The organism is Burkholderia torrens (genome assembly GCF_984668525.1).
In genome coordinates, this window is sequence record NZ_OZ480213.1 from 475,236 (window position 1) to 497,615 (window position 22,380).

Annotated in this window: 19 protein-coding genes and 1 pseudogene; 13 read left to right on the plus strand and 7 right to left on the minus strand. The window is 65.7% G+C overall.

The window, feature by feature from the left end:
* Positions 1 to 73: 73 nt before the first annotated feature.
* The 3 genes from AC5LXX_RS32590 to AC5LXX_RS32600 form a co-directional block, all read right to left on the minus strand.
* On the minus strand, positions 74 to 1,033 hold the full coding sequence (locus AC5LXX_RS32590) for an AraC family transcriptional regulator (RefSeq protein ID WP_493414320.1): 960 nt from the start codon (positions 1,031 to 1,033) through the stop codon (positions 74 to 76).
* A 289-nt stretch (positions 1,034 to 1,322) separates the two neighbouring features.
* Positions 1,323 to 3,095, minus strand: coding sequence for an asparagine synthase (glutamine-hydrolyzing) (asnB, locus tag AC5LXX_RS32595; protein ID WP_493414217.1), 1,773 nt, complete (start codon positions 3,093 to 3,095; stop codon positions 1,323 to 1,325).
* A gap of 183 nt (positions 3,096 to 3,278) precedes the next feature.
* Positions 3,279 to 4,187: a LysR family transcriptional regulator gene (locus AC5LXX_RS32600; protein ID WP_493414218.1), complete on the minus strand. Its 909-nt coding sequence runs from the start codon at positions 4,185 to 4,187 to the stop codon at positions 3,279 to 3,281.
* Positions 4,188 to 4,315: 128 nt separating this feature from the next.
* On the opposite strand from AC5LXX_RS32600, the gene AC5LXX_RS32605 reads away from it, so the two are divergent.
* The 4 genes from AC5LXX_RS32605 to AC5LXX_RS32620 all read left to right on the plus strand — a co-directional run bounded on the left by AC5LXX_RS32605 (position 4,316) and on the right by AC5LXX_RS32620 (position 9,428).
* Complete coding sequence (locus AC5LXX_RS32605) at positions 4,316 to 5,203, plus strand: NAD(P)-dependent oxidoreductase (protein ID WP_260435015.1); 888 nt, start codon at positions 4,316 to 4,318, stop codon at positions 5,201 to 5,203.
* A 54-nt stretch (positions 5,204 to 5,257) separates the two neighbouring features.
* On the plus strand, positions 5,258 to 6,775 hold the full coding sequence (locus AC5LXX_RS32610) for an aldehyde dehydrogenase family protein (protein ID WP_493414219.1): 1,518 nt from the start codon (positions 5,258 to 5,260) through the stop codon (positions 6,773 to 6,775).
* A 48-nt stretch (positions 6,776 to 6,823) separates the two neighbouring features.
* A complete protein-coding gene (locus AC5LXX_RS32615) occupies positions 6,824 to 8,158 on the plus strand; it encodes a DUF3100 domain-containing protein (protein ID WP_493414220.1) in 1,335 nt (444 codons plus the stop codon).
* A 79-nt stretch (positions 8,159 to 8,237) separates the two neighbouring features.
* Complete coding sequence (locus AC5LXX_RS32620; protein WP_493414221.1) at positions 8,238 to 9,428, plus strand: M20 aminoacylase family protein; 1,191 nt, start codon at positions 8,238 to 8,240, stop codon at positions 9,426 to 9,428.
* Positions 9,429 to 9,868: 440 nt separating this feature from the next.
* Here the strand turns inward: AC5LXX_RS32620 and AC5LXX_RS32625 are convergent.
* The 3 genes and pseudogenes from AC5LXX_RS32625 to AC5LXX_RS32635 all read right to left on the minus strand — a co-directional run.
* Positions 9,869 to 10,669 (minus strand): annotated as a pseudogene (locus AC5LXX_RS32625) (SDR family NAD(P)-dependent oxidoreductase); the annotation flags it as partial.
* On the minus strand, positions 10,666 to 11,535 hold the full coding sequence (locus AC5LXX_RS32630) for an SDR family NAD(P)-dependent oxidoreductase (protein ID WP_493414222.1): 870 nt from the start codon (positions 11,533 to 11,535) through the stop codon (positions 10,666 to 10,668). The pseudogene AC5LXX_RS32625 and the gene AC5LXX_RS32630, both read right to left, overlap by 4 nt.
* Positions 11,522 to 12,481 carry an alpha/beta hydrolase gene (locus tag AC5LXX_RS32635; protein ID WP_493414223.1) on the minus strand — a complete coding sequence of 320 codons (960 nt, stop codon included), beginning with the start codon at positions 12,479 to 12,481 and terminating at the stop codon, positions 11,522 to 11,524. The genes AC5LXX_RS32630 and AC5LXX_RS32635 overlap by 14 nt, the downstream gene beginning before the upstream one ends.
* 56 nt (positions 12,482 to 12,537) lie before the next feature.
* Between AC5LXX_RS32635 and AC5LXX_RS32640 the strand changes: the two genes are divergently transcribed.
* The 6 genes from AC5LXX_RS32640 to lra1 all read left to right on the plus strand — a co-directional run bounded on the left by AC5LXX_RS32640 (position 12,538) and on the right by lra1 (position 18,427).
* Positions 12,538 to 13,149: a TetR/AcrR family transcriptional regulator gene (locus AC5LXX_RS32640; RefSeq protein WP_493414224.1), complete on the plus strand. Its 612-nt coding sequence runs from the start codon at positions 12,538 to 12,540 to the stop codon at positions 13,147 to 13,149.
* Positions 13,150 to 13,397: 248 nt separating this feature from the next.
* Complete coding sequence (locus AC5LXX_RS32645; RefSeq protein ID WP_493414225.1) at positions 13,398 to 14,261, plus strand: fumarylacetoacetate hydrolase family protein; 864 nt, start codon at positions 13,398 to 13,400, stop codon at positions 14,259 to 14,261.
* Positions 14,258 to 15,010 (plus strand): SDR family NAD(P)-dependent oxidoreductase, encoded by a 753-nt coding sequence (locus AC5LXX_RS32650; RefSeq protein WP_493414226.1) that lies wholly within the window; start codon positions 14,258 to 14,260, stop codon positions 15,008 to 15,010. The genes AC5LXX_RS32645 and AC5LXX_RS32650 overlap by 4 nt, the downstream gene beginning before the upstream one ends.
* Positions 15,011 to 15,086: 76 nt before the next feature.
* On the plus strand, positions 15,087 to 16,415 hold the full coding sequence (locus tag AC5LXX_RS32655) for an MFS transporter (RefSeq protein ID WP_493414227.1): 1,329 nt from the start codon (positions 15,087 to 15,089) through the stop codon (positions 16,413 to 16,415).
* Positions 16,416 to 16,445: 30 nt separating this feature from the next.
* Positions 16,446 to 17,624 (plus strand): L-rhamnonate dehydratase, encoded by a 1,179-nt coding sequence (gene rhmD / locus AC5LXX_RS32660; RefSeq protein WP_493405907.1) that lies wholly within the window; start codon positions 16,446 to 16,448, stop codon positions 17,622 to 17,624.
* Positions 17,625 to 17,644: 20 nt separating this feature from the next.
* The gene (lra1, locus tag AC5LXX_RS32665) at positions 17,645 to 18,427 is read left to right on the plus strand and encodes an L-rhamnose 1-dehydrogenase Lra1 (RefSeq protein WP_012363568.1); all 783 of its coding nucleotides are present in this window, start codon (positions 17,645 to 17,647) and stop codon (positions 18,425 to 18,427) included.
* Positions 18,428 to 18,456: 29 nt separating this feature from the next.
* On the opposite strand, the gene AC5LXX_RS32670 is transcribed toward lra1, so the two are convergent.
* The gene (locus tag AC5LXX_RS32670; RefSeq protein ID WP_493414321.1) at positions 18,457 to 19,401 is read right to left on the minus strand and encodes a LysR family transcriptional regulator; all 945 of its coding nucleotides are present in this window, start codon (positions 19,399 to 19,401) and stop codon (positions 18,457 to 18,459) included.
* 133 nt (positions 19,402 to 19,534) lie between these two features.
* On the opposite strand from AC5LXX_RS32670, the gene AC5LXX_RS32675 reads away from it, so the two are divergent.
* From AC5LXX_RS32675 to AC5LXX_RS32685, 3 genes are read left to right on the plus strand one after another with little or no spacing between them, the layout of a single operon-like run.
* Entirely contained in the window at positions 19,535 to 19,849 is a 315-nt protein-coding gene (locus AC5LXX_RS32675; RefSeq protein ID WP_493414228.1) for an L-rhamnose mutarotase, read from the plus strand.
* Between the two features lie 20 nt (positions 19,850 to 19,869).
* The gene (locus AC5LXX_RS32680; protein WP_493414229.1) at positions 19,870 to 20,769 is read left to right on the plus strand and encodes an amidohydrolase family protein; all 900 of its coding nucleotides are present in this window, start codon (positions 19,870 to 19,872) and stop codon (positions 20,767 to 20,769) included.
* A gap of 20 nt (positions 20,770 to 20,789) precedes the next feature.
* Positions 20,790 to 22,367, plus strand: coding sequence for a sugar ABC transporter ATP-binding protein (locus AC5LXX_RS32685; RefSeq protein WP_493414322.1), 1,578 nt, complete (start codon positions 20,790 to 20,792; stop codon positions 22,365 to 22,367).
* The last annotated feature ends 13 nt before the right edge of the window (positions 22,368 to 22,380 follow it).

Genomic DNA, 22,380 nt, shown 5'->3' on the forward strand with positions numbered 1-22,380 from the left:
CCGCCGCCGGACAATGCGCGAACATCCGCGATTCCTGTGCATTCGTCCCGCGAAGCGCCGTCGCGCCGTCCGGCTAGTGCAGGCGAGCGGCCGATTGCGAAGCGCCGTCGCGGTCGCGACGCCATGCGCCGGGCTGCATGCCCATCGTGCGCTTGAATGCGTGCGCGAACGCCGACTCCGACTGATAGCCGACGCGCTCGCCCGCACGCGAAATCGGCAAGCCCTGCTGCAACAGGTCCGCCGCGAGCCGCATGCGCACCAGCGTGACGAATTGCATCGGCGAATGGCCCGACGCTTCGCTGAAGTGCTTGCAGAATGCGGTGCGCGACATGTTGGCGAACGCGGCCATCGACTCGGTGGTCCACGCGTCGCCGGGCGCGTCGATGATCGCGGCCACCAGCGTGCCGAAGCCGGTTCGCTGCATCAGCGCCGCGAGCCCGCTGGCCACGGAATCGTGCCCTGCGGCGTCACGGACCGCATAGAACAGCAGCAGTTCGACCAGTTTGTCGATCAGCGGCGAAGGTTCGTCGACGCCATGCCGCCCCTCGGCGCGAATCAGGTCGAACAGCCCATGGATGCCGCGATGGGCGCCGTCGCCGCGCCGCACGATCAGGCACGCCGGAAACAGCGACACGATCGCGCGCGAGGTGGTGGAGTGGAATTCGATGAAGCCGCACGCGAGCCCGACGCTGCCGTCGACCGCCGGGTCGAGCGGTTGCATCGATCCGCGCCGCTCGACGGGCAGACCGTTGGCGACAGTGCCGGCCATCGGATTCACCGGGCTCGGCGACAACCAGTGTGGGATGTCGCGCAGCAGGAAGACCGCTTCACCCTCGGAGACGAGGATGCTGTCGCGCCCGTCGGCAAAGTGAAGCCATGCGGCACCGTGCAGGATGAGGTGGAAGCTCGCCTTGGCGCGGCCGGCGGTCGACGCCTGCCAGTCGCCGCAATACTGGCCGACGTGAAAGAGCTGGCTTCTGGGCTCCAGGCTGGAGAGCAGCCAATGGACGACCTTGTCTGTTTGCGCGGACATTCCGATGCTGGCGGGAGGGTGACGCGCCCATGCTACGGGCAGCGCCGCGCCGCTCAAACCAACGATTCGTAGAAAGCATTTTCCTGGCGCGGCGAAAGCGGGGCCGCCGTACGCCTACGACTCCCGTCGAATGCGTTCGAGCCGTTCAAACAATGACGACTTCGTTATGGTCCAGGATGGCGGGCGCGTAGAACGCCACCTCGAAGCCTGCCGCTTCGCAAGCGCCGGTCCGGTTCGATGCAAAGATCGAGACGCTCCTTCTCGGGCACCACGCAAAACACGGCTCGCCTCATGGCATGCTCACGCCGTGAACCCGCGACCAGTGCGCCAGCGAGCAAGCCCGAAACATTACCGCCCGCTCGTGCTCGTTCAACGGCGACGGATCGGCGCAGCGGCGCTGCAGCCGCGGTACGTCGAGCAAGCCGGCGATGCGGTCGGCGTCCGTAGCCAGTATTTCGCGTGTGTGCTGGCGCAATGCCTCGCCGTTGCCTTGATCCTTGGGTAAGGCCGACTTCCTGCGCAGGCGCACGGCTTCCGGCACCGCACCGCGCGACGCTTCACGCAACATGGCCTTTTCCACGCCATCACGTAGCGCCAGCTCGGCCGGAATGGTGGCAGCCAGGTCCAGAACTTCGGTATCGCTGAAGGGGACGCGCGCTTCCAGTCCATGCGCCATGCCATGGATATCGCCGTTATGCAACAGCCGCTGCAACCAACGATGGCGCACCAGCCATTGCGTGGCGCGCAAACGTGAGGCGGGCGTATGCCAATCGTGTCCGGCTGCGATCGCCAGTTGGCGATAGGCCTCGCCGTAGTGTTGCAGCGGTTGCTCCAGCAAGCCGGGCCGTAGATAGGGATCGGCGGTCAAGCGTTGCAGGATATGGGTCGGATCGCGGGTGGCGTGCGGGTCGAGCAGAAAGTGATAACCGTAGTGCGTTTCGTCGGCGGCATCGCCCACCAATACCGCCTTGACGCGCGTGCTGGCGGCTCGCGCCAGGTAATGTTGCGCCAGCTCCTGTTCCCACGCGGGCAGTGCATCGTTTTGCGTGGCCAACTGCAGCAGATCCTGGGCGAGTGCGGAGCGCGTCGGTGCGACGTCTTCACGTGGCAGGCCCAACTCGCTTGCGGCCTGCTCGGCGAAAGGTTGGTCATCGGAAGCCACGATCAGCGAACGCGCGTAGTCGTAGCGATGGTGATCTTCAAAGCGAATGGTGAAGCAGGGCGGTGTCGCACCTGCCGCTCGCGCCAGGCCGCCTATCAGCGTGGAGTCGAGGCCACCGCTGAAAAACAGGCCGACCGGTGTATCGGCGATCAAGCTACGCTGGACAGCTGCGGCGAGCCGCTCGCGCAGCGCGTGGGCGACATCGGCCGCCCTGGCAACCGGGTTTTCGGCAATCTCCGGCGCCCAGCGCGATAGCTGCAAGCCATCGCGATCCACGCGTAGCAGATGCCCAGGCGGCAGGTAGGCCATGCCATCGAACATGGGTTGCGCCACGCCGCTGAAGAACGGCGCCACCAGGTATTCCATCACGGCGTCGATATTCGCGCGCGGCGCTTGCATCGCAGGCAGCAGTCCTTTTGCCTCCGAGGCAAACAGGAATTCCGCCCCCTGTTGCAGGTAAACGAACGGCTTGACGCCCAGCCGGTCGCGCGCGGCAAAGGCTCGTTGACGATGGGTGTCCCACACCAGGAACGCGAACATGCCGTTGAAGCGCCGAAGACACACTTCGCCCCATACCGCATACGCGGCGAGCACCACCTCGGTGTCGGTGTTCGTGCGGAACGACCAGTGCGCGCTCAGTTCGCGGCGAAGCTCCGCGTAGTTGTAGATCTCACCGTTGTAGACCAGCACGTAACGATGGTCGGCACTGCACATCGGCTGCGCGCCATGCCCGGTGTCGAGTAGAGCCAGACGGTTGTGAGCAAGCACGGCGTGTTGGTCATGCCATAAGCCCTGGCCATCCGGCCCGCGATGCCGCTGTCGCTCGCGCATGGCGAGTACTCGCTCGACCTGTGCCGGCGCCTGGCCGTCATGACGAATCAGCCCAGCCAAGCCGCACATCAGACGGTCACGCCCGGTTGAACGGGTGCGGGCAACAGCGTGGTCAACTGTCGTTGCAGAGCGAAGTGAAATTTTTGCTTCGCGAACGTGACACGTTTATTTTTGTCGACGGCCGGCGACACCTTAAAAAAACTCATTTTGTTAAGACCTCTCAGTATGGCTTCGCGCCGCGCGCAGGAGCCGTTAGCGAAACGCCCGCATCTGCCCTGTCATCATCTGCAGCATCTTGTTGGCGGCTACCGAGAGCTTGCGCCCCGCGCGCGTGACCATGTGCGCCTCGGCGTTCTCGAGGATCGGATGCGCGATCTCGAGCGCGAACAGATCCTTGGCCTGCAGTTCGGCCGCCACCGCGAAGGCTGGCATCACCGCAATGCCGAGCCCGGATTTCACGAACTCCTTCAGGATCGCGAATGAATTGGTGGTGATGATCGGCGCGAGCCGTACGCGCTCGGCGTATTCCACGGCCTCCATCATCTGTCGCGTGCCGTAGGACGGGTGAGTGGCCGCCAGCGGGTAGGTGGAGAGCTGCTGCACCGTCAGCACCTTATGGCTGCGGCGCGGGAAGTCGGGGCCGACGATTGCCATCATCGGCTGCCGCTTCGACGCGCGCGACACCAGCTTGGGCTCGGCGGGCGGGTTGTAGACCAGGCCGATCTCGCCCTCGTCGTTCGAGATTTTGCGGATCACGTCGTTGGTGCTCCCCACGTCGAGGTTGACGTGGATCCCGGGGAACTGCCGGCAGAACTGCTGCATTGGCCCGGCCAACAGATCCGACACGAAGCCCTCGCCGAGCACCAGACTGACCTGGCCGGTCTTGAGCCCGCGCAGTTCCTGCAAACGCGAGATCAGGTCGTCGCGGTGCGCGAGCTGCTCGCGGAAATACTCGATCACGCAGCGTCCCGCCTCGGTGGGCGTCACGCCGCGCGCGTGGCGCTCCATCAGCGTGGCGTCGAGCTCCTTCTCCAGCAGCCCGATCTGGCGGCTCACGGCCGAGGGCGCCACGTCGAGCCAGTCGGCCGCAGCGCGGATCGTGCCGCAGCGCACGGCCTCGTAGAAATAGACGATCCGGCTGTCGGTAAGGGTATCGCTCATGATCCGAGTGTTCTAAAAAAGAGAACAATATCAATATTGGCGTTGATTGATTATACGGGTCGCCGGACCGAACATCGTTGACATGCAAGGCGGGCGCATGCTGGCGCGCCGGCCTCGAACCAACAGCTATCAGGAGTCGTCGGATGAAAACGGTGGGCGTGATCGGTCTGGGCAACATGGGGCGCGGCATGGCGGGTTCGCTGCGGCGCGGCGACTACACGGTGCTCGGTTACGACGCGGCGCCGGGCGTGGCGCTCGAGCTGGCCGGGCAGGCGGTGTTGTCGGCGCGCGATTCGGTGGCCGAGATCGCGCGCGATGCCGACGTGCTGCTGCTGTCGCTGCCGACCTCGGCGGTGGTCGAGGCGGTGGTGCTGGGCGCCGGCGGCGTGCTCGAGAACGCGAGGCCGGGCAGCATCGTGATCGACACCACCACGGCCGATCCGGACAGCACGCGGCGCGTGGCGGCGGCCCTGGCCGAGCGCGGCATCGGTTTCGTCGATGGCCCGGTGAGCGGCGGCCCGAAGGGCGCGGCCACCGCCACCATGACCATGGTGCTGGGCGGCTCGGACAGCGATATCGCGGCCATCGAGCCGATCCTCGCGGTGATCAGCGCCAAGCGCGTGCATGTGGGCCCGGTGGGCGCCGGGCACGTTACCAAGCTGCTCAACAACCTGCTGACCGGCGTGCACCTGCTGGTCGCCAGCGAGGCGGTGCGCACCGCGCGCGCGGCTGGCGTCGATCCGGAAAAGCTGGTCGAGGCGCTCAACGGCGGCTCCGGCCGCAACAGCGCGACGCTGACCAACTACCCGACCTGGATCTTCAACGGCAAGTTCGATTCCGGTTTCACCATGAAGCTGATGCGCAAGGACGTGCGGCTCGCGCTGGGCCTGCTCGACCAGTTCGACAGCGTCGCGCCGGTGGCGCGCGAAGCGGCGCGCGTGTGGGCCGCCAGCGAGGGTTCCGTCGCCGATGGCGAGGACTTCAACCGCATCGTCGACTTCCTCGACCCGGCCTGAGGCGGGGCAGCCCGCGCCACGATCCCGCTCGACTCATCTACACGGAAACCTGACATGACCCAGCACGCAGACCAGTTGCTCGCCGCTTTCGCGCACTTCTTCCCCGGTGCCGCCACGATCGGCTCGTATATCGACGGCGAACTCGTCGCCGGCCAGGGCGACACGATCCAGCTTTACGATGCGGCGACGGGCGAGGCCACGCTCGCCTATCGCGACGCCGGCGCAGCCGTTGTCGATCATGCCGCCGACAGCGCGCGCCGCGCGCAGCGCGAATGGTGGGCGCTCACGCATGCCGCGCGCGGCCGCGTGATGCAGGAGGTGGCGCGCGCGATCCGCGCCGAGGCCGAGGCGATCGCGCGGCTGGAGGCGCTGGGCTCGGGCAAGCCGATCCGCGACTGCCGCGGCGAGGTGGCCAAGGTCGCCGAGATGTTCGAGTACTACGCGGGCTGGACCGACAAGTTCTACGGCAGCGTGATCCCGGTGCCGACCTCGCACCTCAACTACACGCGCCGCGAACCGGCCGGCGTGGTGCTGCAGATCACGCCGTGGAACGCGCCGGTATTCACCTGCGGCTGGCAGGTGGCGCCCGCGGTGGCGATGGGCAACGGCGTGCTGCTCAAGCCCTCGGAGCTGACGCCCTTCACCTCGCTGGCGGTCGCCGCGCTTGGCGAGCGGGCCGGCCTCCCGCGCGGTCTGGTCAACGTGCTGGCCGGCTTCGGTCACACCGCCGGGCAGGCCGCGATCGCGCATCGCGTGGTGAGCAAGGTGGTGTTCGTCGGCTCGCCGGCCACCGGCGCGCGGATCGCCGAGGCCGCCGCGCGCCGCGTGCTGCCGTGCGTGCTGGAGCTGGGCGGCAAGTCGGCCAATATCGTGTTCGCCGATGCCGACCTCAAGCGCGCCGCGCTGACCGCCCAGGCGGCGATCTTCGCCGGCGCGGGCCAGAGTTGCGTGGCCGGCTCGCGTCTGCTGGTGCAGCGTGCCGTCTACGACGAATTCGTCGCGATGGTGGCTGCGGGAGCGAAGAAGATCCGTGTCGGCGCGCCGCTCGACGATGCGACCGAGGTGGGCCCGATCAACAATCGCAAGCAGTACGACCACGTGATGTCGATGATCGCGCAGGGCGTGGCGGCGGGCGCCACGCTTGCCAGCGGCTCGGCCGAGCGCGTCGAGGCGGGCCGCGGCGGCTACTTCGTCGCTCCCACCGTGCTGGCTGGCGTGTCGAACGCGATGGAGGTGGCGCGCACCGAGATCTTCGGGCCGGTGGTGGCCGCCATCCCGTTCGACACCGAGGAGGAGGCGATCGCGATCGCCAACGACACCGACTTCGGCCTGGCCGGTGCGGCCTGGACCACCGACGTGGCGCGCGCGCATCGCGTGGCCGCGCAGGTGAATGCCGGCACCTTCTGGGTCAACGGCTACAAGACCATCAACGTGGCGTCCCCGTTCGGCGGCTACGGCATGAGCGGCTACGGCCGCTCGAGCGGGGTCGAGGCGCTGTACGAATACACGCAGACCAAGAGCGTGTGGGTCGAGACGGCGGAAGCACCGCCCACCGCGTTCGGTTATCTGTAATCACCGGCCCGCATTCGACGGCAGCCGGGCTTCAAGGGGAGATTCGTCATGGAACACGCACTGGGTATCGAGCGCCGCGCGCTGGGCGGCGCGGCCACCGCCAAGGTCCTGCTTTACGCGGCCGGCATCCTGCTGGTCGCCGAATGGATCGGGTCGTTCACGTTCAAGCTCGGACCGGGCAAGGTCGTGCTGCTGCCGATGATCTGGGCGCTGCTGCTCGGCGCTGCGGTGGGGCTGGCCAGCGCGCGCTGGAACAGCAGCGCGCGCCTGAGCGTGCCCGACCAGTTCTTCGCGGCCGCGATCCTGCAGCCGGCGCTGCTGCTGTTCGTCTCCAAGCTCGGGCTGATGGTGGGCAGCGCGCTGCCCAAGCTGGCGTCGGCGGGCTGGGCGCTGGCCTTCCAGGAATTCGGCCACTTCGTCGGCACGATCCTGCTCGGCCTGCCGCTCGCGTTGCTGCTCGGCATCAAGCGCGAGGCGATCGGCGCGACCTTCTCGGTCGGCCGCGAGCCGAGCCTGGCGATCATCGGCGAGAAGTACGGGATGGATTCGGCCGAGGGCCGCGGCGTGCTGGCCGAGTACCTGACCGGCACCGTGTTCGGTGCGGTGTTCATCGCCGTGTTCGCGGGTTTCGTGAGCAGCCTCGGCATCTTCGATCCGCTCGCGCTGGCGATGGGCTCGGGTGTCGGCTCGGGCAGCATGATGGCGGCCGCCTCGGGCGCGATTGCCGCGCAGCAGGACCCCGAGACGGCGAAATCCGTGCTCGCGTTCGCCGCGGCCAGCAACCTGATCACCACCACCATCGGTACCTACTTCACGCTGTTCATCTCGCTGCCGCTCGCGGTCTGGGGCTATCGCGTGCTGGAGCCGTTGATCGGCCGCACCACCAAGGCATCGGCGCAGCCGGAGGCGGCCAGCCCGTCGCTGGGCGAAGTGCGGACGGAGGCACCCGCGCTCGGCTACGGCGGCAAGCTGCTCGCCTGGATCGTGACGGCCGCGATGGCGCTGGTGTGCGACTGGATCGCCCACGGCACCACACCGCTAGTCGGACTGCCGGGGATCGTGATCATGGTATGCGCGACGATCGTCGGCGATGCGCTGGCGCGCGTGACGGGGCGACGGATTCCGGCGGTCTGCTGGGTATCGGTGGTGGCGATGTTCCTGACCTCGCCGTGGTCCCCGTGGGCTTCGCAGATCGCCGCGCTCAGCTCGCACAACGATTTCCTCGGGGTGACCACGCCGATGCTGGTGTTCGCGGGGCTGTCGATCGCCAAGGACATCCCGGCTTTCCGCCGGCTCGGCTGGCGCATCGTGCTCGTGTCCTTCGTGGCCAATGCCGGTACCTTCATCGGCGCGACCCTCGTGGCGCAACTGTTTCATATCTGATGCCTCGCGGCGCGGCGGCGGGCGGCATGGACCGACCAGCCGCCGCACCGCGACGACCGACAAGAGCGCTTCCCTCCGCATGAAACTGATCGATTCCATCGTCGCGCACGCCGACGAACTGACGGCGATACGCCGCGATATCCACGCCCATCCCGAGCTGGGCTACGACGTGTTCCGCACCGCCGAACTCGTCGCCGAGCGGCTCGAGCAATGGGGTTATGCCGTCACGCGCGGCGTCGGCCGCACCGGCGTGGTCGGCACCTTGAAGCGCGGCGGCAGCGCGCGTGCGATCGGCCTGCGCGCCGACATGGATGCGCTGCCCGTGCAGGAGGCCAACACCTTCGCGCACCGTTCGACGGTGCCCGGCGCGATGCATGCGTGCGGCCACGACGGGCACACCGCCATGCTACTGGGGGCCGCGCGCCATCTGGCGCGGCATGGCGAGTTCGACGGCACCGTGCAGCTGTTCTTCCAGCCGGCCGAGGAAGCGGGCGGCGGCGCGCGCGCGATGATCGAGGACGGCCTGTTCGAGCGATTCCCGGTGGATGCCGTGTTCGGGCTGCATAACTGGCCCGGCATCGCGGCCGGCGATTTCGCGGTGCGGCCGGGGCCGCTGATGGCCTCGACCAGCCTGTTCCGGATCGACTTGCGCGGCGCCGGCTGTCACGCGGCCATGCCGCACCTGGGCCGCGATCCCGTGTTCGCGGCGGGGCAGGTGTTGAGCGCCCTGCAGGGCATCGTCACGCGCAACCGAAATCCGATCGACGGCGCGGTGCTGTCGGTCACGCAGGTGCATGCGGGCGAGGCGATGAACGTGGTGCCGACCGATGCCTGGCTCGGCGGCACGGTGCGGACCTTCTCCGATGCGACGCTCGACCTGATCGAGACGCGCATGCGCGCGGTGGTGGCCGCGACGGCCGCGGCCTTCGATTGCGAGAGCGAGGTGGATTTCCAGCGCCAGTATCCGGCTACCGTGAACGACGCCGAGCAGACGGCGGTGGCGGTGGCGGTGATGCGCGAACTGGTGGGCGACGCGCATGTGAACGCGGCCGTCGATCCGACCATGGCGGCGGAGGATTTCTCGTTCATGCTGCGCGAGAAGCCCGGTTGTTATGCATTCCTCGGTAATGGAGGCGGCGATCATCGCGTGCATGGGCATGGCGGCGGGCCTTGCCTGCTGCATAACGCCAGTTACGACTTCAACGATGCGTTGCTGCCGGTGGGGGCGAGTTATTTCGTCAGGTTGGTGGAGCGGGTTTTGGGGCGGTAGGGGGCGGTGCCGACTTTTCTGGATCAGCGAGCCCGCAGCGGGCTGCTTCGCACCGAGTTCGCCGCGGCGACCACCGGCGGTCTCAAGCGCGCGTTGCCGCTCGCGCTTGAGACCGCCCGCGCGAGCCCCCTTGATCTTGCATCTCTTGGTGAGCGTGTCCGGCGTGCACCTTCGTCATGCCCTCCGACGGAAATGTGACGGGTTCAGGCCCTTGGCGCCGGCGCAGGAACGGATGCTGCATCCGGCCTTGCACCGGGCCCGGCTGGACGATCTTGGCCGCGTTCAAGCTCACGCATCAACTTGTGCATCTCATGTTGTCGCCCGAGATGCCAGTCCGTCACGATGTTGAAGAGTCCTCGCGTCCACGAAAACGGTGCCCACCGGAACGGGGCGACGATGCGCGGTTGGCGGGTTCGCAGCCCTTTGATGACGGCCTTGGCGACGTCATCCGGTTGTATCGGTCGCCGCAACGGTGCAGGAAACCCTTTTTCAATCAATTTCGTCGCTAGCGCATTTCCGCCAAAGCCGACCTTGGCAATGGCTGTCGCCACCCATCCCGGATAGAGCACGCTCGCGGTGGACCCGGTGCCGCCCAGCTCGGCGCGCAGTGAACGCGCGAGCATCTCGACTCCGGCTTTGGACGCCGCGTAAGGCGCGTTGACCATGCCGTTCACGAACGCATAGACCGAAGCGGTGACCAGGACCTGGCCTCGATTGCGCACGATCTCCGGCAATGCAGCCTTGATCGTGCGCCAAACACCGAGCAGGTCGACCTCGACAATTCGTTCGAACTCCTGTTCATTGCAGCTATACACGGTGGCGGGCACATCGTGCCATGAGATGCCCGCATTGGCGAACGCAATGTCGAGGCGGCCGAATCTGTCGACGGCGTGTTGCACGACCGCCTTGGTGGCGGCAGCATCGGTAACGTCGAGCGCAAGGGCGAGCGTGCGCTCGGAGTCAAACTCCGCGGCGAGGCGGTCCACTGAAGCCTGCGTCACATCGGTTAGAACGAGTCGTGCACCACATGCATGCAACGCACGCGCGGTCGCAGCGCCGATGCCGCCTGCAGCACCCGTGATAAGCACGACTTTTTCCTGAAGATCGTAAGCCACTTTGTACTGCTCCTCTGCTATTGGATTTCCATTGCTGCGCAAACAAGGGGCGATGGATGCCGGGCCATCGGCTCCGCTTGTCTTGCGGAGCCGATCGGTTCCCGCGGCCACCGGATTGCCGCTCATTTCGCCGGAGCGTGCGCGGTCGAATCGTTCCAGCCAGTTGCCGACGCGAGACTGATGGCGCGTTCGATGTCCTCGCCGCGAAAGCCGGTGCGTTCGACGAAGCGCCTGAAGAAGCCGGGTGCCTTGGCCACGATCGTGTTGATCTTCGGGACGACGATCATGTCCGCGCGGCGCTCGATGCCTGCCACGATGTCCTGCACGACCTGCTCGCGCGGGATCATCTTCCAGAAGCCTCGATCGTTGCCTCCCCACAATGCCCGGCCGGCAGGATCGGCAACGACATCGTCCATCAGCGGCGTCGGGAAGAACGTCGGATGCGCGCTGCCGACCCCGATACCCAGATGACGAAGCTCCAGACGGATGCTGTCGCACATCGCCCAGACGCCCGCCTTGCTGGCCGTATAGGACGCCTGTAGCGGCGAATGCACAAACGCGGCCATTGACGAAATCGCCAGCATGTAGCCGCGCTGTTGCTGGACGAATGGCAAGCCGGCACGGAACGTACGCCACACGCCGTTGAGGTTGATGTCGACGACACGATCAAACGCGGCCGGGTCGATGGTGGCCATCGGGGCCATGGTGTCGATGCCTGCGTTTGCGATGACCACATCGATCCGGCCGAAGTGATGCGCCGCATTGGCCATTGCGGCTTCGAGGCTTTCGAAATCGCGGACGTCGGCAGTCCAGCCAAGAACGTCGGAAGGGTGGCCGAAGCCGCGAGTTTGCGCCGTGAGCCTGTTTGCCTCCAGGTCGAAAAGTGCGAGACGCGCGCCCCGAGCGTGCAGCGCTTCGGCCAAGGCCGATCCCAGGCCTCCGGTGGAACCGGTAATGGCCACCACCTTGTTCGCCAGCTTATAAGTCGACATGTGCGTTTCCTTGCTTCGTTGGAACGTGACGATGGAGAAATGCCAGCTGGTCGGCGACCACCTGTTCGAAGTCCTTGCCCACATAGATGTCGAAGTGGCCGGCCCGATACACGCGCAATTCCCCTTGGGGCGCGCGCCGGGCGTACCGTTTCGTCGGCCCCGCCGGAGCGACGGAGTCGGCTTCGCAAACGCAAAACAGAATCGGACAGGAAATGTCGCCTGCCTTGCGACCCGGGCGGTGCCGAACGATGTTCAGGCCGAAGCGTGCCGCGACCTGATTGCGAAATGCAGTACCGTCAGGTACCAGCGCGAGATAGCCATCCAGCGCATCCGGTGCGGTCATCAACGCGGCAGAACCGGGCCGACCCGCCGTCGGCACCATCACCGGCGCCCTGCCGACGAGGGATAGCACTGCATCGCACAGAGCGAGCGCGGTGACCTTGAGCGCGCTACGCCAGTTCAACGCGAACAACGACGCGACCCCGTCCGTGAACGGGCATTGCGCGATGGCACCGGCAATCGTCCGGTCGCGTGCTGCGGAAAGAATCACATGACCGCCGCCGAAGGATGTTCCCCACAGGACCACCTGATCCGGACGGAGATTGCTGTGCCCGCGTGCAAAAGCGATCGCACCCGACCAGTCCTCCAGTTGACGATCGATATCGAGCAGTTGGCGAGGGGAGCCGTCGCTCGCGCCGAAATGTCGATAGTCGAACACGACGCATGCGTAGCCGTCCGCGCAAAAGCGTTGCGCATAGGCGTCGAGCCGCATTTCCTTGATTCCGCCCAGCCCGTGCGCCATCACGATGACAGGAAACGGGCCCGTCCCGCGAGGTTCGTACAGCCAGCCACGGCAATGTTCTCCGCGGCCGCCAGCCACGAACTCGATACTTGTCCGCCCGGCCATGTGTCCCTCCAAGATGTAAAATGCTGGATCGAAATCCAATATTGGAATGTATTCTAAGATTGCAATGCGTTCCAATTAATGAGGGAAAACCCCGTATGGAATCCAGAACTCAGCGTCGGGCAGCCGCGACCCGCCTAGCGATCGTGCAAGCCGCCGAGACTTTGCTGACGGAGGGCGGACTAAACGCGGTGACGCCTGAAGCGGTTGCGACCCGGGCGGATGTCGCAGTGCAGACGCTCTATAACCGTGTCGGTGGCCGTTCCGCGTTGCTCATTGCGGTGGCGGAGCGCGCGCTGGAAGAAAACCGCGAGTACATGGACGCGGCCTATGCATCCGATGGCGATGTGGAGACGAAACTACGTTGTGTGGCAGCTGCTTACGCGCGGTTCGCCAAGGAGCGCCCGCACCAGTTCCGTATTCTTGTCGAACCACCGAATGAGCCGGAGGCGCTCGCACGCATTGCTGCGCTGACCAGACAGCAAAACGCCAAATTGGCCGCATTGATCAGCCGAGGCATCGACGAAGGGTTGGTGCAGGCAGACATCGAGCCGGAACACGCCGCGACGGCGCTTTGGGCAATGATGAATGGCATCATCAGCCTGATGTGGCGCCCCGATAGCCTTCGACTGGATGTCGATCACATTGACGATGTACTGCGTACCGCGATCTCATTGTTGACCGGCGGTATCAAGAGGCGGGGCGATTGACGCGTTGAGCCCGGACAACCCGGCGCCTGCAGAAACCCTGCGTCACTCCGTCCAGGACGGACGTTCAACTTGACTGCCTTTGCCAAGCACGGCATCTCGGCCGAGCGGCTACATGACGCTGAAAGGCCGCGCTGACCGATCGATTCGGTTTGGCTATCACTTCATGCGAATTTCGGATTGTTCCGCTATTGCCGGCGCTTCAACATGGGCCCTGCAGAGGACATTCAATTCACATGAGGAGACGTTGCATGAAGTTGGTGCGCTTTGGTGTGCCGGGCGAGGAGCGACCCGGCGTCATTGACGGGGACGGTCGCATTCGCGATCTGTCGGGGCACGTGGAAGACATCGCGTTGGACGCACTGTCCGACGAGAACCTGCGCCGCCTTGCGGCGCTCGATGCGGCGTCGCTTCCGCTCGCACCGGCCAACGTCCGGATCGGCCCGTGTGTCGGCCGGGTCGGCAAGATGATTTGCGTCGGCCTGAACTATTCGGATCACGCCGCGGAATCGAACATGGCCGTCCCGACGGAGCCGGTACTGTTCATGAAGGCGACGAGCGCGATCGTCGGCCCGGACGACGACGTCGAGATCCCCCCTGGCGCGGAGAAGGTCGACTGGGAAGTCGAACTGGGTGTCGTCATCGGTCGCGAGGCTCGCTATGTGTCGCGCGAACGCGCACTGGAATACGTCGCCGGCTACTGCGTCGTCAATGATGTATCCGAGCGCGCGTACCAGCTGGAGCGCGGCGGGCAGTGGGACAAGGGCAAGGGATGCGACACGTTCGGCCCGCTCGGCCCGTGGCTCGTCACGTGCGACGAGATCCCCGATCCCCAGTCGCTGCGCCTGTGGCTCGAGGTCGATGGCAAGCGCTACCAGGATGGCAGCACGCGGACGATGATCTTCGACGTCGCCACGCTCGTTTCCTATATCAGCCAGTTCATGAGCCTGCAGCCGGGGGACGTGATTTCCACCGGTACGCCGCCCGGGGTCGGGCTGGGTCAGAAGCCGGAGCCGGTCTTTCTTCGCGCGGGCCAGACCATGCGGCTCGGCATCGACGGACTTGGCGAGCAGCAGCAACGCACGGTTGCCGCACGCATCCCGGAGGCGCGATGAACCAGATCGAATTGAGCGGCCGTGTGGTCGTGATCACGGGCGGCGCGCGCGGCATCGGCTATGCGGTCGCGCAGCGCGCGCTGCGCTCGGGTGCGGCGGTGTCGTTGTGGGACGTCGACGGGGAGCGGCTCGCGCGCAGCCAGCGTGAACTGTCGGAACTCGGCACCGTATCGACCGTCATCGTCGAATTGACGGACGAAGCGTCCGTCGACGCCGCGGCCACGGCCACGTTCGAGCGGCACGGTGCAATCGACGTGCTGATCAACAGCGCCGGTATCACGGGGGGCAACGGTCTGACGTGGGAACTGCCGCCCGAGGTCTGGCGCCGCGTGATCGACGTGAACCTGATCGGCTCGTATCTGACCTGCCGCGCCGTGGTGCCGCGAATGCTCGAGAAGGGCTACGGCCGCATCGTCAACATCGCATCGGTGGCCGGCAAGGAAGGTAATCCGAACGCATCGCACTACAGCGCCTCGAAAGCCGGCCTGATCGGCCTCACGAAGTCGCTCGGCAAGGAGCTGGCGACCCGCGGCATTCTCGTGAACGCAGTCACGCCCGCGGCAGCGAAGACCGAGATATTCGACTCGATGTCGCAGCAGCATATCGACTACATGCTGTCGAAGATACCGATGAACCGCTTCCTGATGCCGGAAGAGGCTGCTTCGCTGATTCTGTGGCTCGCGTCCGAGGATTGCGCATTCAGCACCGGGGCCGTATTCGACCTGTCGGGCGGCCGCGCCACCTATTGATCGACGGTAGTCGACCCGCGCCAAGCGGGTCGCACGATACAGGGCGGATCGACCGCCCGGACAAGGAGATACCACGATGCACGCGACGCAACCCACTGTCGAGCAGACGGTCGGCAGGGTCATGCGGAGGTTGCTGCCGTTCCTGTTGCTGATGTATGTCCTCGCATTTCTCGACCGGACGAATGTCGGCTTTGCCCAGCACGCACTGCAACGCGATGCCGGCCTGTCCGATGCGGCATTCGCTTTTGGCGCAGGCGTGTTCTTCGTCGGCTACGCGCTGCTCGAGGTACCGAGCAACCTGATCATGCATCGGGTCGGCGCGCGAATCTGGATGTGCCGGATCATGGTCACATGGGGGCTCGTGTCGGCGGGAATGGCATTCACGAACAGCGCAACCACCTTTTACGTATTGCGTTTTCTGCTGGGCGTCGCCGAAGCAGGGTTCTTCCCGGGGATCATTTATTACCTGACGAACTGGTTTCCGCAATCGGCACGTGCCCGCGCGATCGGCGTGTTCTATTTCGGTGCGCCGTTGGCGTTCATCTTCGGCGCGCCCTTGTCGGGGTTGTTGCTGGATCTGCACGGCGCGCTCGGTCTGGCCGGCTGGCGCTGGATGTTCATCGTCGAGGGCGGGCTGGCGTCGCTGGTCGGGGTATGGGCGCTTCGCTATCTCGACGATGCGCCGGCCGACGCGCAATGGCTCGGTGTGCCGGCTCGCCGCGTGCTGGTAGACGCGATCGAGCAGGATGCGAAGATTGCGACGCAACATGGCCCACGCAGCGTGATGGCTGCCATGACGAACGCGCGTGTGCTGGCTTATGCGGCCGTCTATGCGTTGATCCAGGTGAGCGTGTATGGCGTCATCTTCTTTCTGCCGCAACAAGTGGGTGCATTGCTCGGCCGACGTGTCGGCTTCGAAGTCGGGCTGGTCACCGCAGTGCCGTGGTTATGCGCGCTGGGCGCCGCATGGTGGGTGCCGCGCTTGGCGGAGCGCTCGAGCGGACATCGGCGCTGGGCGATCGTCATGCTCGTGTGTGCCGCCGCCGGCATCGCGCTGTCGGGCATTGCGCCCGCGCCACTCGTCGCGCTCGCCGGGCTGTGCGCGGCCGCGAGCGGTTTCATTGCCGCCCAGCCGCTGTTCTGGACGTTTCCCGCGCGAGACCTGACCGGCGCGGCCGCCGCGGGCGGGATCGCGCTCATCAATTCACTCGGCAGCCTGGGCGGATTCATCGCACCGACGCTGCGCGCATCGGCTGACCATTGGTTCGGTGCAGGTGCGGCCGGGCTGCAGGTTCTCGCGCTTGCCAGCTTGCTGGCAGCGTTGCTGATTGCGGTCATCGTGCCGCGTCGATCCGTCGGCATTGCCGCCGAATCATTCAAACCGCCTGTCCAGCGCATGCGGTAACCCAGCCAAAACATTCGGAGCTTATTCTTCATGGCCATGCCCACCATCAAGCATGTGCGCGCGTTCACCGTTCGCGGCGGCGGCGCGGATTATCACGATCAGGACGACGGACACTGGATCGACGACCACATCGCCACGCCGATGTCGCGTTACCCGGAATACCGTCAGAGCCGGCGGTCGTTCGGCATCAACGTCCTCGGTACGCTCGTGGTCGAGATCGAAGCGAGCGACGGCAGTGTGGGCTTCGCGGTCACGACGGGCGGCGAAATCGGTGCGTTCATCGTCGAAAGGCATCTCGCGCGTTTCCTCGAGGGCCGCTGTGTGACCGACATCGAGACGATGTGGGACCAGATGTATTACGCGACGCTCTACTATGGGCGCAAGGGCGTCGTGCTCAACACGATCTCGGGCGTCGATCTCGCGTTGTGGGATCTGCTCGGCAAGGTGCGTGGCGAGCCCGTCTATCAGCTGCTTGGCGGCCCGGTTCGCGACGAGCTGGTGTTCTATGCCACCGGCGCGCGCCCGGATCTCGCGAAGCAGATGGGCTTCATCGGCGGCAAGATGCCGTTGCAGCATGGCCCGGCCGAGAACGAGGAAGGGCTCAGGAAGAACCTGGAGAAACTCGCCGACATGCGCAACCGCGTCGGCGACGACTTCTGGCTGATGTTCGACTGCTGGATGAGCCTCGACGTGCGCTATGCGACGCGCCTTGCCAATGCCGCCCATGAATACGGTCTGAAGTGGATCGAAGAATGCCTGCCGCCCGACGACTACTGGGGCTATGCGGAACTGCGGCGCAACGTTCCGCGCGGCATGATGGTGTCGACGGGCGAGCATGAGGCGACCCGGTGGGGTTTCCGCATGCTGCTCGAAATGGGATGTTGCGACCTGATCCAGCCGGACGTCGGCTGGTGCGGCGGGATTACCGAGCTCATCAAGATTTCGGCGCTGGCGGACGCGCACAACGTGATGGTGGTACCGCACGGCTCGTCGGTGTACAGCTACCATTTCGTCGTGACGCGCCACAATTCGCCGTTCGCGGAGTTCCTGATGATGGCACCGAAGGCGGACGAAGTCGTACCGATGTTCACGCCGCTGTTGCTCGACGAACCGGTTCCGGTCAACGGGCGGATGAAGGTGCCGGACCGGCCGGGATTCGGCGTGCGGCTCAATCCGGAGTGCGCGCTGGTTCGTCCATACACGCATTGAACGCAACGAGGAGAAACAAGGTGCTGCTCGAAGACAAGGTCGTCATCGTCACTGGGGGCTCGCGGGGCATCGGCCGGGCTATCGCCGTCGCCAGCGCGCGTGAAGGCGCGGACGTGGTCGTCAATTACTGGGGCGACAACGACGCGTCGTATGGGCGGCGCTCCGCCATTGCCGAAGTCGTTGCTGAAGTCGAGCGCGCGGGCCGTCGCGCGATCGCGATCGAGGGCAACGTCGCGCTGCCGCAAACCGGCATCGACCTGGTTCGCCACGCGGTCGACGCGTTCGGCAAGGTCGACGTGCTGGCCAGCAACGCCGGCATCTGTCCGTTTCACGCGTTTCTCGACATGCCTCCGTCGGTCCTGGAGCGCACGATCGGCGTCAACCTGAACGGCGCGTTCTATGTGACGCAGGCGGTTGCACGTCAGATGAAGGAGCAGGGAACGGGGGGCGCGATCGTCGCGACCAGTTCGATCAGCGCACTCGTGGGGGGCGGCATGCAGACGCATTACACGCCGACGAAGGCGGGTGTGCACTCGTTGATGCAGTCGTGCGCGATCGCTCTTGGGCCATACGGTATTCGCTGCAATTCCGTGATGCCGGGGACGATCGCGACCGATCTGAACGCAGCGGACCTCGAGGACGAAGACAAGCGGCGCTATTTCGAGAAGCGTATCCCGCTCGGCAGGCTGGGGCAGCCCGAGGACGTTGCCGATTGCGTGGTGTTCCTCGCGTCCGACCGTGCACGCTATGTGACGGGTGCCGCGCTACTGGTCGACGGCGGGATGTTCGTGAATCTGCAGTGAGCGAACGGCCGCCTTCGGGGCCCGCGTGATCAGTTCGCGATCGGCTGGGAGAAGCGGCGAAGCAGGGCAATGAAGTGAACCGCCGGCTCGGACAGCGGTTCCTCCTTGCGTGTGAGGATCCCGTAGCCGGGCAGGCTCTTGCCGATCTCGATCGGCAGTGCGACGAGCAGCTTCGCGCGCACGTGGTCGCGGACGACCGATTCGGGAAGCATCGCGACGGCATCGTACGTGCCGACGAGCTGCAGGGTCGCGAAGATCGAGCCGCATTCCGTGACGTTGGCCGGCGTCGACAGATTCGCGCGGGCAAGCTCCTCTTCCAGGATGGCGCGCGCCGGGCTCGTGACCGGCTGCGCGATCCAGGGCCACGCGACGAGCTCGTCGAGCGACACGCGGGACACGTCGGCGAGCGGGTGTCGGGGGCGCACGACGAGCACGAGCGTCTCGCGTGCGAGCGGCTCGAAGCTGAAGTCGTTGTGCTGGAGCGATGCGGTCAGTCGGCCAAGTGCAAGGTCGACGTCGCGTCGGTAGAGGAGCTGAACGATCTGATCGCTGGTCTCGCCCAGGATCCGCATGTTGAGGAGCGGGCGCTCGGTTTTCAGCGTGGCGACGGCGAGTGCCAGTACGTCGGGTGCGGCGCCCATGATCGCGCCGACCGTGAGCTGGCCGTGCCCGCCGCGGCGCTTTGCGTCCAGATCCTCGGCGAAGCGGGTCAGGTCGGACAGTGCGCGGCGAGCGTAGGTGAGCACGACCTCTCCCAGCGCGGTAGGAGACATGCCGCGGGCGTTGCGCTCGAACAGCCGGAAACCGAATGCGTCCTCGATATCGCCCAGCATGCGGCTCGCGCTCGGTTGCGCGACGTTGATCTCGTCCGCGGCCTGATGGAGGTTGCGCGTGTCGTCGAGCGCCACGAGGAGCGCGAGGTGCTTGAACTTCAGGCGGTTGATGAGAGAGACGGTGGCGTCGTGCGGACTCATGTGAGGAATGCGATTCGGTTTGTGGATCGCCCAATCACGAATACGGATTGGTTTGTTATCGGTGGCGGAATTATAGTCGCTGCCATACGCCGCTGGCGCACGAAAAGCGGCATGACACGACGGAGATTCAAACATGGAGACGATCGCCTTCCGGATGGTGCTGAACCCCGGGCAGAGCGAGGAGTACAGGCGACGCCACCGGGAAATCTGGCCCGAGCTGGTCGACACGCTTCACGAGGCCGGCATTCGCGACTACTGGATTTTTCTCGACGATGCGACGAACCATCTGTTTGCCGTGCTGAAGCGCGAGCGCGGTCACCGGATGGACCGGCTCGTGACCGACGACGTGATGCGCAAATGGTGGGGCTTCATGTCCGACATCATGGCCACCGGTTCGGACGGCGCACCGGCACAGAAACCGCTGGTCCCGATGTTCTATCTTCCCTGACCCGCACACGGAGAAGCAGCATGCAAGTTATCGATCCCCATGTGCATTTCTGGTCGCCCGGTACGCACCACTACCCGTGGCTCGCGAATCCGGGAACGTCGTTCGTCGGCGATGCGCTGCTGCTGAAGCACGATTACCTGCCCGGTGATCTGTTGAGCGATGCGGGCGAGATCGAGATCGTGAAGATCGTGCACGTCGAGGCCAATCACGACCCGGCCGACCCGGTCGAGGAGACGCGCTGGCTGCAGGCGCTCGCCGATGCAGGCGACGGACGGGCTGCCGGATGGCCGAACGGCATCGTCGCCGCGGCGGATCTGAGCGCACCCGATGTCGAGGCGACGCTGGCCGGACATGCTGCGTTCGCAAACGTACGCGGCATTCGCCAGATCCTCAATGTGCATGACAACCCGTTGTACGGCTATGTTCAGCGGCATTACCTGCGCGACCCGGTCTGGCGGAAAAACTTCGGACTGCTTGCGCGATACGGCCTGTCGTTCGACTTGCAGCTCTACCCATCCCAGATGGACGAGGCGGCGCAGCTGGCGCGGATGTACCCGGACATCCAGATCGTGCTGAACCACGCCGGAATGTTCGTCGACCGCGACAGCCCCGCCGGCTATCGCGCGTGGCGCGAGGGCCTGAAAACGCTGGCCGCGTGCCCGAACGTGGCCGTCAAGGTCAGCGGGCTGGCGATGTTCGATCATCACTGGACCGTGGAAAGCCTGCGTCCGTATGTGCTCGAGACGCTCGATACCTTCGGCATCGAGCGTGCGATGTTCGCGTCGAACTTTCCGGTCGACAGGCTGTTCGGCTCGTACGACGCGTTGTGGCAAGCCTATGCGCGCATCGTCGCAGGCGCGAGCGACGACGAGCGCCGGCAATTGTTCGTCGCCAACGCCGAGCGCATCTATCGAATCTAGCGGTGACAGCGGCCGCCGCAATGGCTGGCGGCCGCACAACGACAATATCGACGGAGACAACAGTGCAGACATCCTCAAGCGGCACGGCCGTGCCGCGGCTGGCGCTCAGCGGCGCCAGCAAGTCGTTCGGCGCGGTGCGCGCGCTGATCGACGGCAACCTCACGATGATGCCGGGCGAAGTGCACGCGCTGCTCGGCGAAAACGGCGCAGGCAAATCGACACTCGTGAAGATTCTCGCGGGCGTCCATGCGCCCGACACGGGCACGCTGACCATCGACGGAGCCGAGCGGCGATTTTCGTCGCCGGCCGATGCGCGCGATGCCGGCATCGCGGTGATTTATCAGGAGCCGACGCTTTTCTTCGATCTGTCGATCGCGGAAAACATCTACATGGGACGGCAGCCCGTCGACCGGCTCGGGCGCATCGATTACGACACGATGCACCGGGAAGTGGCCGAGTTGCTCGTATCGCTGGGCGTGAACCTGAAACCGCAGCAGTTGGTGCGCGGCCTGTCGATTGCGGACCAGCAGGTCATCGAGATCGCGAAGGCGCTGTCGGTCGACGCAAACGTGCTGGTCATGGACGAGCCCACCGCCGCGCTGTCGCTGCCCGAAGTCGAGCGGCTGTTCGCGATCGTGCGGACGCTGCGCGAACGGGGCGCGGCGATCCTGTTCATCACGCACCGTCTGGAGGAAGTGTTCGCGTTGACGCAGCACCTGACGATCATGCGGGACGGCGCGAAGGTTTTCGACGCGCGCACGTCGGACATGACCACGGCCGACATCGTCGCGAAGATGGTGGGCCGTGACCTGGAGACGTTCTATCCGAAAGCGCAGGTCGAGCCGGGCGACGTGAAGCTGGCGGTGCGCGGACTCACGCGCATCGGCGTGTTCAAGGACGTGTCGTTCGATGTGCGCGCCGGTGAAATCGTCGCGCTGGCCGGCCTGGTGGGCGCTGGCCGCAGCGAGGTGGCGCGGGCGATCTTCGGCATCGACCCGCTCGATTCGGGCGAGATCCGCGTGGCGGGCAAGGTGCTCGCGCCCGGTCAACCCGGACGGGCGATCAAGGCCGGGCTCGCGATGGTTCCGGAAGACCGGCGTCAGCAAGGACTCGCGCTGGAACTCAGCATCGCGCGCAACGCGTCGATGACGGTGCTCGGCCGCCTGACACGGTACGGTTTGATCTCCGCTGCGCGTGAAGTGGTGCTCGCGCATGAGTGGGGAGCCCGCTTGCGCCTGAAGGCGAGCGACCTGACGTTGCCGGTCGGCACGTTGTCTGGCGGCAATCAGCAGAAGGTGGTGCTCGGCAAGTGGCTGGCGACCGGTCCGAAGGTGCTGATCATCGACGAGCCGACGCGAGGCATCGATGTCGGCGCGAAGGCGGAAGTGTATGGGGCGCTGTCGGAGCTGGTCAGGGACGGCATGGCGGTACTGATGATTTCGAGCGAACTGCCGGAAGTGCTCGGCATGGCTGACCGCGTGCTCGTGATGCACGAAGGTCGCATCAGCGCGGAGATTCCGCGTGCGCTCGCGACCGAAGAGCGAATCATGCGGGCCGCGCTCGGGCAAGACGATATCGAACTGGGACGGGCGGCATGACAAGCGGAACGAA